A 14,735-nucleotide genomic window follows, 5' to 3' on the forward strand; every position below is an offset into this window, starting at 1 on the left:
TAGATCTTTTTATTTTAGCTTAACATTCACCTTTAAGGCTTCAATAGGTAAGTTTCTTCCTATGGTGCCTGCTGTATACCCATCACTCACTAAACTTTGCCAGCCAATATTCCTAATATGTGCCTGATAAGCCACCGTATATTTACCGGCATTAGGTCCTATAAGCCTTATCTCTATAGCCTCTAGATTCTTAGCGCGTCCAGTGGTACCCACTATGTTATTAACAGCAGTCCATTCCAACCAGCCTATATCTTGAACATGACCTCTATATTCTAGCTGAACACCATGGGGCATATTTGTTGCAGTTATTTTGAGGGCTTCCATAGTCAATGCTCTTCCCGTTGTTCCTGCTATTTCACCACCTGATACAGGAGCCATCCATCCTATATCCCTTACATGAGCCTCATAGCTAATGGTTGGTGCAGGCTGAACCTTTTCGGTTATCTTTATTCTAATAGCTTCAACCTTTTTAGCCTTACCAGTAGTTCCAGCCATATTACCATCTATAGCCCAGTCCATCCAACCTATATCCTGTACATGAACCTGATACTGAATGCTGTGCTTAGAAGCAGCCTCGCCTGTAAGCTTTATTTCAAGGGCTTCGATATTCTGAGCCTTTCCTGTAGTTCCAGCAAGAGCTCCTTCTTGAACCCAATCCTGCCAGCCTACATTAGAAACGTGAGCTCTATAGGTTACTCCTAATCCACTCATCTGACTCAAGGCTATGTTAAGGGCTTCTATTCCTTTATTTTTTCCTTCAGTTCCAGCCATATCTCCATTAAACACATAGCTTTGCCAGCCTATATCTCCCACATGAGCCTGATAAGAAACCCCTGTATAGCTTATTGGAGGAAGTGATAGGGCATAGCTATATTTTTCATGTAAGGTTTTAGCTATGGCCTGAGCCATATTATTTTGAACAAAACCATCGTGGATTTTTAATATATCTATGGGACTAGATATAAATCCTCCCTCTACTAAGGTAGAGGCCATATTGGTATTTCTAGTTACAAATAAGTTATGGTCCTGTGCCTTTCTGTTGGTAAAGCCTAAGTCTGAAATAATCGGAGCAAGCTTCAGGGATATGTCTCTACCCTCAACAGCTGGTTGGCTAGGTGTGCTATCGTAGGTTATGCCATCTTTTACATATAAGCCTTCCTGATCAATATTAGGCTTATAGGTACTAAAGTGGGTGCTTGTCCCATTAGCTGTTGAGGATGTGCTAGAATCATGATGTATACTTATGAAAAATATAGCCTTTGTACTATTAGCCATATCAGTTCTTTCATAAAGCTCTAAGAACTGATTACCAGTTCTAGTCATCAAAACATCATAACCATAAGCTTCAAGCCTGTCCTTAAGTTTTGTAGCTAGTAAAATATTATAATCAGCTTCTCTATAGGTTACACCATTATGAGTCGCAACAGCTCCAGGATCCTTTCCACCATGACCAGGATCGATTATGATGAGCTTTCTGCTATTTGCCTTATCCGATGGAACAGCTGTTATCGCTGCACTATTATTAGTTATTGCACTTCTATTTCTACTCAGTGCTTTTTGTTGGGAATTTCCTTCTTTTGTAACCTCAACATAATTTGTTATAGTTTCATATGTACCATCTTTAAAAGCAGCTTCAATAGCTACTTCATGACCACCTTCATTATAGCTCTCCAGGTTTACTGTAGCTTTAAATTGGTAGTTCATTATTCCCTGAAAAGTCTTATGCTCCTCTGGGAGTACCTCTAAAGGAATAAGCTCTGCTTCCTGTACATACCTACCATCTACATATACTGAAGCAGCTTCTACCCCTTCATGAGATAAAATAATTCCTTGAAAATAATATTGTAATCCACCACTGCCCTCTACCTTGTTCAACCCTTGAAGATAGACTCCATTAGGCTTTGAACCAACTTCTCCTGCACTTATCAAGCTTCCTGGGAAAACAATAAGCTGAAGAAGAACTAAAACACAGCATAAAAATACCGATAGTCTTTTATTTAATTTAACCATTAATCCTCCTTACCCATATTTGATTCAGCAAAAGAATTTATTCCCAGTAATATATTACCATAATTTATAATACTTGTGTTTATTTTCTTAAAGAATTAATTAAAACTGCTATGATAAATCTTAAATTTATCCCCATAAAAACCATCCCCTTAACCACAGATGGATATTTATTATCATAATGTTTATTGTAAAATATCTTCATTGAGGAATAAAATTCTTTTATTGTCTGCTTTCTTCTTTTATTAAAGGATGCTTTTTTATAGTGAGTTATTACAGATTTAGGATAGTAGATAATCTTATATCCAGCTTTTATTATCCTATAGCACCAGTCTATATCCTCCCCATACATAAAAAAATCCTCATCTAAGAGACCTACTTTTTCTATAACGGAGGAAGGTAAGAGCATAAAAGCTCCCATAATACAATCCACATCACTTATTTCTTCTTCAGAAATATGAGTAAGATGATAGCCTCCAAAAAATTTGCTCCTCTTAAATAGCTTATCAAGCTTAAGACTATAGGATAAGGAATTCCATGGAGTTGGAAAGCCTCTTTTGCAGGCTTTATCCAGAGTTCCGTCCTTTAAGAGAATTTTTGCACCCACGGCACCTATACCATCTACTTGCTTTGCAAAAGCAAGAGCAGCATCTATGGCTTTATCGTGTGCTATCGTATCTGAATTTAGAAGGAGTATATATTCTCCTCTTGCCATCCTGATTCCCATATTATTAGCCCTAGAGAAGCCTAGGTTTTCTTTATTTTCTATAAGAATAATTTTATCTTCAAATAACTCCTTTAGGATCTTCGGAGAATTATCTTTAGAGTCATTATCTACTACAATTATTTCATAGCTGTAGCTTTTCACTGTATCAATTACAGAGCTAACTGCCTTAGCTGTCATCTCTGAGGTATTATAACTTACAATGATTATTGATAAATCCATGGTCTATCCCCATCATCCCTTCACCATTACAAATACATTCTTTATTAATAAAAGCTGTATTTTTAAATAGTTCTTTATATTTTTAAGTCTAAAGGCCACCTTTTTTGAAGTCTTAATCCCCTTAAACCCTAGTACTATGCCTTCTTTATAGGCTTTACCTAGTCCCTTTTTATCATAAAATAGGTACTTGATCAAAAATCCAAGGGCAATAAAAGGCAGATTAAATATCAGCTGTAATAGTGGCATGTTCTTATATATAACCAAGAAATTATTCTTTGCAGTGAGCCTAGCCTTGAACTGATTATATCTGCTGCCACTGGTAGCGCTACCTACATGGTATACCTCGGCCTTACTGCAGTATATATTCTTATAACCATGAATCAAGGCTCTATAGCTTAAATCAATATCTTCTAAATAAGCAAAGAAGCTTTCATCAAAGCCGCCCAGCTCTAAAAGTATAGACTTTCTATAAATAGCAGCACCGGCACAGCTGGAAAATACAGACCTATCCTTAAGCTCATGAGTAGCCTTAGGATTTCCGTCCCCTCTTTTATAGCTCCAGCCAAAAATATTATACTCATCACCAGCATCATCAATTAACTCTTTTTCATTAAATCTAAGCATTTTACTGCAGCAGGAGAATATTTTATTATCTCTTTCTATGCAGCTAACCAAGCTTCCCAGCCACTCTGGAGTGGCTAAGGTATCATTGTTTAGAAGCACCACCAGCTCTCCACTGGCTGCTTTAGAGCCTTCATTACAGGCTCTGCTAAAACCTAAGTTTTCCTTAAGCTCTATTATTTTAATGTTAGAAGAATGCTCCTCTAGCACCTCAAGACTCCTATCCTTTGATCCATTATCTACAACCAATATCTCAAACTCCCTATATTCCTGTTTGTATAGGGAGTTTAAGCAATTATCTAGATAAGCTTCACCATTAAAATTAGGTATAACAACACTGACCTTCATTAAACCACCACTTAAATTTATAGAATATAAGCTAGCTCTTTAAGAGCTTTTTCAGCTTATTCTTTACTCTCACATAGTAATATTTTATCATCGCTATTATGGTTTTTTTATAATGTATATTAACCTTATGCCTTTTATCCGCTGAAGTCTTAGGATTCTTGCAAAAGCTCTCCAGATCACGGATAACATTTTTCCACCTATAGCTTTCCTTAAGCTTATCTATATTAGCCTTACTTGAAGAGTACAGCTTTTCATCCTCCAACATTGTGAGTATTGCCTCTGCTATTTCCTCCGGTGCCTTTTCTTCATGGCAGAGACCTATTTCTTCTCTTTCAACCATTTCAGCCATATAGTCCCCTTTTGTTAAGAGCATGGGGAGATCACACCAGATATAATCTAAAATCCTTGTTCTAAAGGAAAATCTCGTCTCCAGATTATTAAAATAAGTACTTATTCCAATATCCGATTCCAGAAGGTAGTTCTGCCTCTCCTCATAGGGAACCCAATCATTGAAAAATATAGTCTTATTATATAATGAATAGCTTTTGCTGAGCTCTATGCATTCTTCTGCAGTAGAGATATCGATAATAGCTGTAGGGTGTCCTATACCCATGAAAAAAAGCTTTATATCCCTTCTCTTTTTGGAGACAATATTCATGGCTTCAATAAGAGATAATGGATCAAACCAATTCCATATACCACCACCCCATATTATCACCTTATCCTCTTCCTCAATTCCAGGCCAAACACCCTTCAGCACCCTTTTAGTTTTAACTGGTGCTTCATTTGGAAGTCCAAAGGGAACTACACCAATTAAAGCATCCATTTTATTATCCTCTACATAGGTAGCTGGATTAACCCTATTAAGGGCTGCCAGCATTCCCAGCCAATAATCCTTTTGCTTTTCACTGGCACAGATGAAATAATCCCCAAAGGCAAGCTGCTCTAATATTAAGTCTAAATCCGTTTCATGAAACCAAAGCCTGGTTTTAAAATCTAAGTTTTTCCTTAACTCTAAATTCTCCAGGGTTATAGGATCATATATATCTACTACTATGGGCTTCTTAAGTTTCTTCAAAAAAGAATATGCTCTGAGAGCTCTTCCCTGCACCACAATGGAATCTGCATCCCTTGCAGCTATTTTCAGCTCTCTACGAACACCTTTAATTATTTTAAAGTTGATATTCTTTTCATCTATATCCGTGTTTTTATTAGGTATATATAAGCTTACATCTAAGCTTCTGCTGAGTTCTTTAGCAAAATTATAGTAGCGAATACCCGGTCCTGCCATCTTTTTTGCTATTGTGTCAGGACTTATTAGAAGTACTTTTTTCATTTACTATCTCCTTAGAAGCCTTTGTAGGAGCTTATATGGCTTCATTAAAAATCTTAATCTGAAATTTCGTTTCACAATCCAGTTGTTTATATTATTTACATTGGTAAGTAAATCAGCTATATTTCGTTTCATACTCGCTAGTTCTGAAGGATTTACTCCTCCACTAGACTTTCTTATAACCCTAGCATTATTAATGAGATTTTGTAATTCCTCTATAGATAACTCGGCTAAAGGATCATTTTCACCATTTAAGGATGGCAGTTCTATACCATCGGCTAGAGGATTTTTAGAAAATATCACCTCAGTCCTGAAGGTTAAGTTTCCAATTTCCTTTTCTTCATTCCTAAACATATCACCATAGGTATTTTCTCCGCCGGATTTCCAGAGAGTTATACTATTTCCTACCGTTGCTCCCTGGCTTTCTATATAAAAATAGAATCGTCGTCCTTCGGAATTAAGTATAGGCTCTATATCAACTCTAAGCCATGTGTTATCCTGTAAATCCTCAGCTCTTACAGACTTTTCAATAATTAATACATCTGTTTCTCCATCATAAAGCTTGAAGGTTAAGCCATGATTATTCTTTCTTTGATAGGTAGCAACAAATACCTCTACAGCACTTAAATTAGGATATCTGCATTTAAAACTCTGACCTATTCTCTCTCCATCTACAAATTCTCCTGTTATAGAATCCCTGGCAGTCTGCTCTATTTCATAAAATCTATCTAAACTAGCTAATAAAGGCTTCTTTATAGGATTGTCACAAAAGTCTACAAGAGGCTTTGTAACTCTATCCCATTTATAGTCCTCTCTATAAACATTTATATTATTAACACATTCCTCATAAAAGGCCTTATCATCGGATAATCTTATAAGAGCAATCTTCATTTCCTCTACATCCTCATAAGCTACGGTAATCCCAAGGCCATGCTTCTCTACCTCCGAAGCAAAGAAATCTCCTTCTGTAGCTATTATTGGAAGCCTTGCCCAGAGGTAATCCAGTATCCTTGTTCTAAAGGAAAACCTGGTTTCCAGATTATTGAAGTGACAGCTGACTCCACCGTAGGATTCCATAAGGAAATTTTGTCTATCCTCATAATCTACCCAATCCATGTTAAAGAACACATGGGTGTTAATTATTCCAAGCTCCTCTGCGAGAGCTATTGCCTTATTTGTCATCTCCATCTCAGGAACTGCAGGATTAGGATGCTTTATTCCTAAAAAGAAGAGCTTAATATCATCTCTCACCTTTGATATTTCATATATTGCTTTAATTAAGGTTATAGGGTCAAACCAATTCCATACTCCTCCTCCCCATATAAACACCTTATCCTCAGGCTTTAAATTTGGAACCTTTTCCTTCATAGCCTTTCTAGTACTTATAGGATCCTGGCTACTGATACCAAAGGGAACCATCCCAATAAGCTTGCTTAAATCAGAGGATAAATCATATTCCTGTGGAGTAACCTTTTTCAGAGCAGTAAGCATACCAATCCAGAAATTCATCTGAGAATCGCTGGCACAGATGAAATAGTCTCCCAGCTCCAGCTGCTCTATCTGAACCTTTGTAGTTATCTCATTATCTGCAAGCCTTATCCTCATATCCTTGTTCTTATATATCTCAAGATTTTCTATAGAAAAAGGATCATAGATATCCACTATGAGTATCTTGCTCTTAGCAATTTCCTTCAGCTCTGGCACCTGTTCTAGAATTGTTCCATGAAGTATTATTATATCGCTGTTCATGGCCAGAGAAGCTAGAGTCTGTGGGCTTTGAGGATTATACTCCACCATAGATAAATGCTCTTTTTCCATCCCATAAGGCACAGGATTTGGTATTGCCAGGAGCACATTATTATGGTTTGATAGCTCCTTTGCAAACTCCCAGTATCTTATACCAGGACCGGCCATTTTCTTACCAACCTTATCACCAGCTATGAGAAGAATTTCTCTTCTAAACTTAGTATCAAAAACTCTATCTATATTAAAGGTATCCACAACCTTCTGTATATTACCTAGATAGTCATGATCATGAAAATACTTTAATGGGAAGGGAAGGAGAGGTCTTGTAAACAGATATGCTAGATCCTCATCCTGAACCTTTCTCCTCTCTTGTATAAATTCTCTCTTCTTTGCCATAGTAGGTATATTCTTTAGAAGCTCATTAATGGCTACAAGAGTAGTGAAGTTTTCATCGTTGTTATTAATAAATTGCTCGTTACTATCTAAGGCTTTTATATCATAGGAGGAAGCATTTACATTTAAATCCATCTGCAGCCTCTGGGTAGCAAGTAGTATAGAGCTCAATATAACATTGAAGTTTTTGTCAGAGTAATTTTTATATATAGAATAAAGGGCATTTCTTTCAAAAAGAGCCTTCATCTTATTTTGATTAAAGCTTTTTGAGGTGCTGTTATGCTTGTGATAGCATACTGCCTTAGCACAAAATCTTACCTTATAGCCCATGATCCATAAGCGCCAGCCAAGATCTGTATCCTCGTAATAGGCAAAATAATCCTCGTCAAAGCCACCCACTTCTAGAAATACATCCTTTTTAATGAGAAGGGCTCCACCACAGGCAAATAAAATATCTCTGTCAGTTTTATATTTTTCATTGGCCTTATATATAGGCAGATCATAATCATCTTGATAGCCAAAACCCATGAAGTTTACAGCACCACCAGCAAAGTCAAGCTTAGTACCATCCCAGTTAAGGATTTTGCTTCCCACACAGGCATAGCTATCATCCCCAGCTGCTTCAAGAGTCCCTAGCATATCACGGAGCCAATCAGAGCTTATTCTCATGTCATTATTGATTAATGCCAGGTACTCACCGGTAGCTATCCGAGCTCCTTGATTATTAGGCTTTGCAAAGCCCAGGTTTTTTTCGTTTTTTAAAATCTTAACTCTTGGGAAGTTCTTTCTTACAAACTCTATGGAACCGTCTGTAGAACCATTATCCACCATGATTATTTCTAGCTTATCCTTAGGATAATTCAGGGCATTTATAGTATTGAAGCATTCCTTAAGGTGTATCCTGCCATTATAATTTACAATAATAAAACTTATGTTAGGCTCCATCATCTTCCTTAACACCAACCTTTATTCCTTAATAATATTTTGTATAAGTCTATTAAGAAGCTTCCTTAGTTCAGAATTTTCCTGCTTCAGCTTATTATACTTTTCATTTAATACTTTATCCTGGAGATATTCCATCTCTCTTCTTTCGTTACTTTCAATAGCTTTTAGCTGATTATATTTATATCTATAATATTTGCTACTATTGTTTAGCTCTCTAAGCTTTTCTTCTATTACCTTAAGGACATTATGCTCATCTTCAGCCTTTTCTAATAAAAGGCGGTCCTCATAATAGATTATCCTTGTATAAGGAATGCCCTCTTCGTTTAAGTAGAGAGAAATCCCCTCTTCTTCTCTTAAATCAGAAGATATCATTACCTTTATTGTATCCTCTCTTAAATAAAGAGAAGTAAAATCAATATCATAAAATTTATTATCACTTATATGAAGAGTATCTATTTTTTTTCTCACAAGGACTTCCTTCGCTCCCAGAGCCTTAATAGTAAGGGTTAATATCCCCTTTACTGCTTTTTCATGGGTTCCAAAAAGAAAGCCTAAGCTTTTTACCTTTTTATTTTTAACCTTTAGTTTAAAGGAATAATCATTTCCTAAGGTAATTTTTTCAGAAACACTTCCAGAGAGGTTTCCATTATAAACAGTGCTGGTTGAAGTCTTATAGCTTTTTATAATAGCATTCAATCCTTCAACGGAATCTTCCTTGGATAATTTCTTCAAGGAAAATACATTCTGAAATACCTCAAGACGTGGGTTTGCATCATAAAGCATTGAGTATACTAGAGGGTAGCTATTCTTTAAGCTCCCTGCAAGCTCAGTTCTATAGGTAGTAATACCCACTTCCTTCAGATCAAGATGATACTCCTTCAAGGAATTATTTATAGTATAAATCCATTCAGCAAAGGATTTTCTTGTGTAAAATTTCTCATGAGTATTATCTAAAAGTCCCTTATGGGAATAGTTAAACTTCTCCTCCAAAAGGCTTAATACAATGTCCATGTTACTGATATTTGGTATAGATACTAATATCTCACCATTAACCTTAAGCTTTTCTGCCAAAAGCTTTAAAGCCTCTGTAGGGTTCTTTAAGTGTTCTAATACATCAGCACATATAATATAGTCAAACTCTCCAGTAAGAGACTGAAACCTATCTAGCTCCTCTGGATTATCCTTTAAGCTATCAAAGTTTATGAGATAGGCATCCTCATAGAAGCCTTTTTCTCTTACCCTTGAAAGGGCAAATTCATCAATATCTATTCCATATAAGGTACATTGTCTGTTAGTATGAAGCCATTCTCCTATGTAGCCAAAGGAACAACCCACGTCCAGCACCCTGGAATTAGGCTCTACCTCATCTACTACTAGACTCAAGGAATTATTTCTGTTATCTAGGTCTATTTCATCTGCAGAATTCTCATAATGCTTTTCCTCTGTAGTGTACAGCTTGTTATAGCTCGCATTTCCTAATTCCAAAATAATACCCCCTACCTTAATTATAGATTCCACTCACACTCCACTCTAAACTTCCCATCATCTGTTCCTTCATCCTGTATGATCTGAAAATAAAAATGTCTTTCTCTAAAATCATACTGGTCAGTCTCATCAGAATTATGAAGGGCAGCGGTGAAATAATATTTTCCCCTTAAAAGCTTTGGGGCCTTTAGCTTCATCTTAAGATAATTATTTTCCTTAATATCTGTTATAACTAAGCCATCATGTCTGCAGTTATGGCCAACTAGATGCCAGCCCTCTTCACTATATATAGCAAAGCCAAATACAGCATCGGTAACGGGGTTGTTTTTCTTGTACTCCACATTTACATTGATGCTTTCACCAGGATAGAAATTATTCCTTATATGACCGTTATTATCGGTAAAATATACCTTGGTTATCTCCAGCTTTTTATTTCCATATCGATTTTCCTTGACGAACTCTTGAGCTTCATGGATGTCTAAGCTATAATTGATTTCCTTAAGCTCCTCCAGGTCGCCTTCCATGTTGTTGATCTTTTCCTCTAATTGAGCCTTATCCTCATCATTAGAATAGACAAGCTTCATATAGAGACCTATCATCTGCTCAGGGGTACCTTCCAGCATAATACCGCCACGTTTAATGAACAGTACCCTGTCGCATATCTTTCGAACAGTATTCATATCATGAGAAACAAAAACTATTGTCTTTCCACTTCTCTTAAAGGAAAGAATCTTATCAATACATTTTTTCTGAAAGTTTTCATCTCCAACAGCTAAAACTTCATCTATGACTAAAATATCTGGGTCAACATTAATAGCAACAGCAAAAGCAAGCCTCATATACATCCCTGAGGAATAATTTTTTACTGGCATATCCATAAAGTTACTAAGCTCTGAGAATTCAACAATCTTATCATACTGCCTGCTGATTTCTTCCTTGCTAAGCCCAAGAATAGACCCATACAAATATACATTTTCTCTTCCTGTTAAGTCCGCCTGGAATCCTGCTCCTATCTCTAAAAGAGCAGATACCTTTCCTTTTACCTCAATATCTCCAGTTTCTGGATAAAGAATTTTGGATATAAGCTTTAACGTGGTACTCTTACCAGTACCATTTTCTCCTATTATACCTATGGTTTCACCGGCATTTATTTTAAAGCTAGCATCCTTTAGGACAGAAAATTCCTGTATACTCAGCTTATGTCTTTTGAGAATCCTGTTAATCAGCTTTTCTTTAATTGAATAGCTTCTATTTTGATAAATCTTAAAACTTTTACTTACCTTTTTAAATTCTATTATGGCCATACTTATCCCCACTTTTGTTATATTGTTTCAGCAAAGCCTTTTTCAATGCTTCTGAACACCTTTGACCCGATAAATAGCAGTATTATCCCATAGGCTAGCATTCCTAAAAAATACTTAGGTTCTGGGATCCTATTATAAAGAACAACACTTCTGATGCTCTCAACCACTAGAGCCATAGGATTTAATAGTATTATATTTCTAAACCTATCAGGTATTAAATCTAAAGAATAAACCACTGGAGTCAGATAAAACCAAGCCATAAATATTATTTCAACAAAATGAGATACATCACGATATATCACATTTAAAGAAGAAAGTAAGAGACTCAGCCCTATAGTTATTCCAAGAAGCAGCACAAGTACCACTGGCAAAAGAAGTATTGCAGCCCCTATCTTAATCTGAAAAATAAATATTGCTAAGAATAAAACGATAAAGGTAATTAGGAAGTTAACGAAGTTTGAAAATATCAGAGACAGTGGTATTATTTCTCTTGGAAAATAAACCTTCTTCACTAAATTTGCATTGCTTATTATTGAGGTAGTAGCGGAATTTACAGAATTCTGAAAAAACGTCCAGGGTAAAAGCCCCGCTAGAAGTACCACTGAAAAATTCTCCGTATCTATTCTTAACACATATTTAAAAGCAAAGGTATATACCAGCATCATCATTACTGGATTCAAAAAGGACCAAAAAAACCCTAACACAGAGTTTTTATACTTCAGCTTAAGCTCCTTTGAGGTTAAGTTTTGAAGCAGCTCCTTGTATTTAATTATTTCCTTAATTCTTTCTATCATTTGACCACCTTTTTATACAGCCATTCATCACAGCTATTATTACTTCTTCATGTGACTTATTAAATAACAGCTATGACCATATTGTCAGATTGGTAAACTATCTTCTCAATATGGTCATAGTATTTTATTAAAACTCTATCCCAGATTCCTTAAGTGTCTTTGCATTTCTATCCTTATCAGATAAAAGAACCTCATCTATTCCTTCTAAAGGCCAGGAAATACCGATGTCAGGATCATTCCAGAGGATTCCCCCCTCGAATTCGGGATGATAGAAGTCTGTACATTTATAAACGAATTCTGCTTCCTCGGAGGTAACTAAAAAGCCGTGAGCAAAGCCTTCAGGCACATAAAACTGCCTCTTGTTTTCCTCTGAAAGAAGAACACCATACCACTGTCCATAGGTCTTTGAGCCCTTCCTTAGGTCAACGGCAACATCATATACCTCACCCCGTATAACCCTAACAAGCTTTCCCTGAGGATGCTTAGTCTGAAAATGCATCCCTCTCAGTACTCCCTTTTTGGATTTTGACTGGTTGTCCTGAACAAACACCATATCAAGACCAGCTTCCTTGAAGCTTTCATAGTTGTAGGTTTCCATAAAGTATCCCCTATGATCTCCAAAGAGCTTTTGCTCTATTATATAGAGACCCTCAATGGGGGTATTTATGAATGTGAAATTACTCATTTATTACACCTAACTTTCTATTTCAAAAATTACTTTTCAGCTTTGTACATAAGGTCATAATAACTCTGGTACTCGCCAGAGGTTACGTGCTTCATCCAGTCTTGGTTGTCTAGGTACCATTGGATGGTCTTTTTGATTCCTACCTCGAAGGTGGTTTCTGGGTACCAGCCTAGCTCGTTCTTTATCTTTTCTGGGTCTATACCATAACGCCTGTCATGGCCTTTTCTGTCTTCTACGTATTTTATTAGGTTTTCTGTAATATTACTGTCTACATTTTCACCTAAGTAATAGATAACGGTCTTAACTATCTGAATGTTAGTTCTTTCGTTATGTCCACCTACATTATATACTTCCCCTAATTTACCATCTCTAATCACCATGTCTATTGCTTTGCAGTGATCTTCAACATATAGCCAGTCACGGATATTCATTCCGTCGCCATATACGGGAAGGTCCTTATGATTTAAGCAATTGTTGATTAGTAGAGGTATCAGCTTTTCTGGGAACTGATATGGTCCATAATTGTTGGAGCAGCGAGTTATATTAACTGGCATCTTGTAGGTGTCAGCATAAGCTTTTACCATAAGGTCAGCTCCTGTTTTGCTGGAGGAATATGGGCTGTGTGGGTCAAGAGGAGTTGCTTCTGTAAAATAGCCTTCATCTCCTAAGGAACCATAAACCTCATCGGTGGAAACCTGAAGGAATTTCTTTCCTTCCTTCCAGCCTTCTGCTGTCTCCCAATCCTTCTTTGCTGCATTTAATAGATTAACTGTTCCTAAAACATTTGTAACTGCGAATATTTCAGGCATTTTTATACTTCTATCCACGTGGGATTCTGCTGCAAAGTTAACTACATAATCAATATCATTAGCTTCAAATAAGCCCTCTACCAGCTCCTTGTCACAGATATCTCCCTGAACAAAGCTGTAATTTAGATTATTCTCTACTGACTTAAGATTCTCTAAATTTCCTGCATAGGTAAGCTTATCTAAATTGATAATTTTAATATCCTTATACTTTTCAAGCATGTAAATTACAAAGTTAGAGCCAATAAAGCCTGCTCCACCGGTAACAAGATAAGTTTTCATATTAACCCTCCATAATATTTCCTTATATATAAGAGCCTTAATAAGCAATTGCTTAGAGAGGCTTGTCCATCACTTTTACGCAAATTTTTGTTCATATTCTTCACTTATTTGAACTAAATACTGACCATAGCCCGTCTTCATTAATGGCTCTGCTAGCTTCAGAAGCTTCTCCTTGCTGATCCAGCCATTTCTGTAAGCAATCTCTTCTAAGCAAGCTATATAGGTTCCCTGCACCTGCTGAACAGCTTCTACAAAGTTGGAAGCTTGAAGCATAGAGCTGTGAGTTCCTGTATCAAGCCATGCCATACCTCTTCCTAAAAGGTTAACCTTAAGCTTACTTTCCTTTAAATACTCCCTGTTAAGATCTGTAATTTCCAGCTCTCCTCTAGGTGAAGGCTTCAAGGCTTTTGCCCTCTTAGCTACAGTATTATCATAGAAATAAAGACCTGGAACGGCATAGTGGGATTTAGGCTTCTCGGGCTTTTCCTCTAAGGAAAGTACATTACCCTTATCATCGAATTCTACAACTCCAAAGGACTTAGGATTCTGAACATAATAGCCAAAGACCATGGCCCCTTCTTCTAAAGAAGCTGCTTTTCTTAATATTGAGGTAAAGCTCTGTCCATAAAAAATATTGTCTCCCAAAATCATTGCACAGGAGTCATCTCCTATAAAGTCTTCTCCTATTATAAAGGCTTCTGCTAATCCATTAGGTGCTAGCTGCTCTGCATACTGAATTTCAAGACCGAAATCTTCTCCTGTTCCAAAGAGCTCCTTAAATTGTGGCAGATCTCTAGGTGTAGATATAATCAAAATTTCTCTTATGCCTGCAAGCATAAGCACTGACATAGGATAATAAATCATCGGCTTATCATAAATTGGTACCATTTGCTTAGACATAGCCTTTGTAGCAGGATAAAGTCTGGTACCTGAGCCCCCTGCTAATATTATTCCCTTCATAATCAATTCCTCCATAATATTTCATCTTATATTTACCATTTAACCTAAATCCAGGCTAAATCCACTAGTAATTATAACCT

Annotated in this window: 11 protein-coding genes; all 11 read right to left on the reverse strand. The window is 36.5% G+C overall.

All coding sequences use genetic code 11. The features are described from left to right. Positions 1-9: 9 nt before the first annotated feature. The 11 genes from ACPWSR_RS04330 to rfbA all read right to left on the reverse strand — a co-directional run bounded on the left by ACPWSR_RS04330 (position 10) and on the right by rfbA (position 14,655). Positions 10-2,010, reverse strand: a complete 2,001-nt coding sequence (locus ACPWSR_RS04330) for an N-acetylmuramoyl-L-alanine amidase (protein ID WP_426350479.1) — start codon at positions 2,008-2,010, stop codon at positions 10-12. A gap of 79 nt (positions 2,011-2,089) precedes the next feature. Continuing rightward, positions 2,090-2,953: a glycosyltransferase family 2 protein gene (locus tag ACPWSR_RS04335; RefSeq protein WP_426350480.1), complete on the reverse strand. Its 864-nt coding sequence runs from the start codon at positions 2,951-2,953 to the stop codon at positions 2,090-2,092. A 12-nt stretch (positions 2,954-2,965) separates the two neighbouring features. Next, complete coding sequence (locus tag ACPWSR_RS04340; RefSeq protein ID WP_426350481.1) at positions 2,966-3,922, reverse strand: glycosyltransferase family 2 protein; 957 nt, start codon at positions 3,920-3,922, stop codon at positions 2,966-2,968. A gap of 31 nt (positions 3,923-3,953) precedes the next feature. Then, on the reverse strand, positions 3,954-5,258 hold the full coding sequence (locus ACPWSR_RS04345) for a glycosyltransferase (RefSeq protein WP_426350482.1): 1,305 nt from the start codon (positions 5,256-5,258) through the stop codon (positions 3,954-3,956). A 3-nt stretch (positions 5,259-5,261) separates the two neighbouring features. Next, a complete protein-coding gene (locus ACPWSR_RS04350; protein WP_426350483.1) occupies positions 5,262-8,342 on the reverse strand; it encodes a glycosyltransferase in 3,081 nt (1,026 codons plus the stop codon). Positions 8,343-8,360: 18 nt separating this feature from the next. Beyond that, entirely contained in the window at positions 8,361-9,824 is a 1,464-nt protein-coding gene (locus ACPWSR_RS04355; RefSeq protein ID WP_426350484.1) for a class I SAM-dependent methyltransferase, read from the reverse strand. 20 nt (positions 9,825-9,844) lie between these two features. Then, positions 9,845-11,128, reverse strand: coding sequence for an ABC transporter ATP-binding protein (locus tag ACPWSR_RS04360; protein WP_426350485.1), 1,284 nt, complete (start codon positions 11,126-11,128; stop codon positions 9,845-9,847). Positions 11,129-11,145: 17 nt separating this feature from the next. Continuing rightward, positions 11,146-11,922 (reverse strand): ABC transporter permease, encoded by a 777-nt coding sequence (locus tag ACPWSR_RS04365; protein ID WP_426350486.1) that lies wholly within the window; start codon positions 11,920-11,922, stop codon positions 11,146-11,148. A 127-nt stretch (positions 11,923-12,049) separates the two neighbouring features. After that, the gene (gene rfbC / locus ACPWSR_RS04370) at positions 12,050-12,607 is read right to left on the reverse strand and encodes a dTDP-4-dehydrorhamnose 3,5-epimerase (protein WP_426350487.1); all 558 of its coding nucleotides are present in this window, start codon (positions 12,605-12,607) and stop codon (positions 12,050-12,052) included. A 29-nt stretch (positions 12,608-12,636) separates the two neighbouring features. After that, positions 12,637-13,695 (reverse strand): dTDP-glucose 4,6-dehydratase, encoded by a 1,059-nt coding sequence (rfbB, locus tag ACPWSR_RS04375; protein WP_426350488.1) that lies wholly within the window; start codon positions 13,693-13,695, stop codon positions 12,637-12,639. A gap of 75 nt (positions 13,696-13,770) precedes the next feature. Beyond that, a complete protein-coding gene (gene rfbA / locus ACPWSR_RS04380; RefSeq protein ID WP_426350489.1) occupies positions 13,771-14,655 on the reverse strand; it encodes a glucose-1-phosphate thymidylyltransferase RfbA in 885 nt (294 codons plus the stop codon). Positions 14,656-14,735 lie beyond the last annotated feature (80 nt).

The sequence above is a fragment of the Alloiococcus sp. CFN-8 genome, assembly GCF_049943125.1.
Classification (GTDB): Bacteria; Bacillota; Clostridia; order Clostridiales; family Clostridiaceae; genus JAEXZL01.

Excerpts from the sequence above, each read along its gene's own strand:
- ACPWSR_RS04330 (WP_426350479.1), bottom strand. The coding sequence starts at position 2,010 with ATGGTTAAATTAAATAAAAGACTATCGGTATTTTTATGCTGTGTTTTA.
- ACPWSR_RS04335 (WP_426350480.1), bottom strand. The coding sequence starts at position 2,953 with ATGGATTTATCAATAATCATTGTAAGTTATAATACCTCAGAGATGACA.
- ACPWSR_RS04340 (WP_426350481.1), bottom strand. The coding sequence starts at position 3,922 with ATGAAGGTCAGTGTTGTTATACCTAATTTTAATGGTGAAGCTTATCTA.
- ACPWSR_RS04345 (WP_426350482.1), bottom strand. The coding sequence starts at position 5,258 with ATGAAAAAAGTACTTCTAATAAGTCCTGACACAATAGCAAAAAAGATG.
- ACPWSR_RS04350 (WP_426350483.1), bottom strand. The coding sequence starts at position 8,342 with ATGATGGAGCCTAACATAAGTTTTATTATTGTAAATTATAATGGCAGG.
- ACPWSR_RS04360 (WP_426350485.1), bottom strand. The coding sequence starts at position 11,128 with ATGGCCATAATAGAATTTAAAAAGGTAAGTAAAAGTTTTAAGATTTAT.
- ACPWSR_RS04365 (WP_426350486.1), bottom strand. The coding sequence starts at position 11,922 with ATGATAGAAAGAATTAAGGAAATAATTAAATACAAGGAGCTGCTTCAA.
- rfbC (WP_426350487.1), bottom strand. The coding sequence starts at position 12,607 with ATGAGTAATTTCACATTCATAAATACCCCCATTGAGGGTCTCTATATA.
- rfbB (WP_426350488.1), bottom strand. The coding sequence starts at position 13,695 with ATGAAAACTTATCTTGTTACCGGTGGAGCAGGCTTTATTGGCTCTAAC.
- rfbA (WP_426350489.1), bottom strand. The coding sequence starts at position 14,655 with ATGAAGGGAATAATATTAGCAGGGGGCTCAGGTACCAGACTTTATCCT.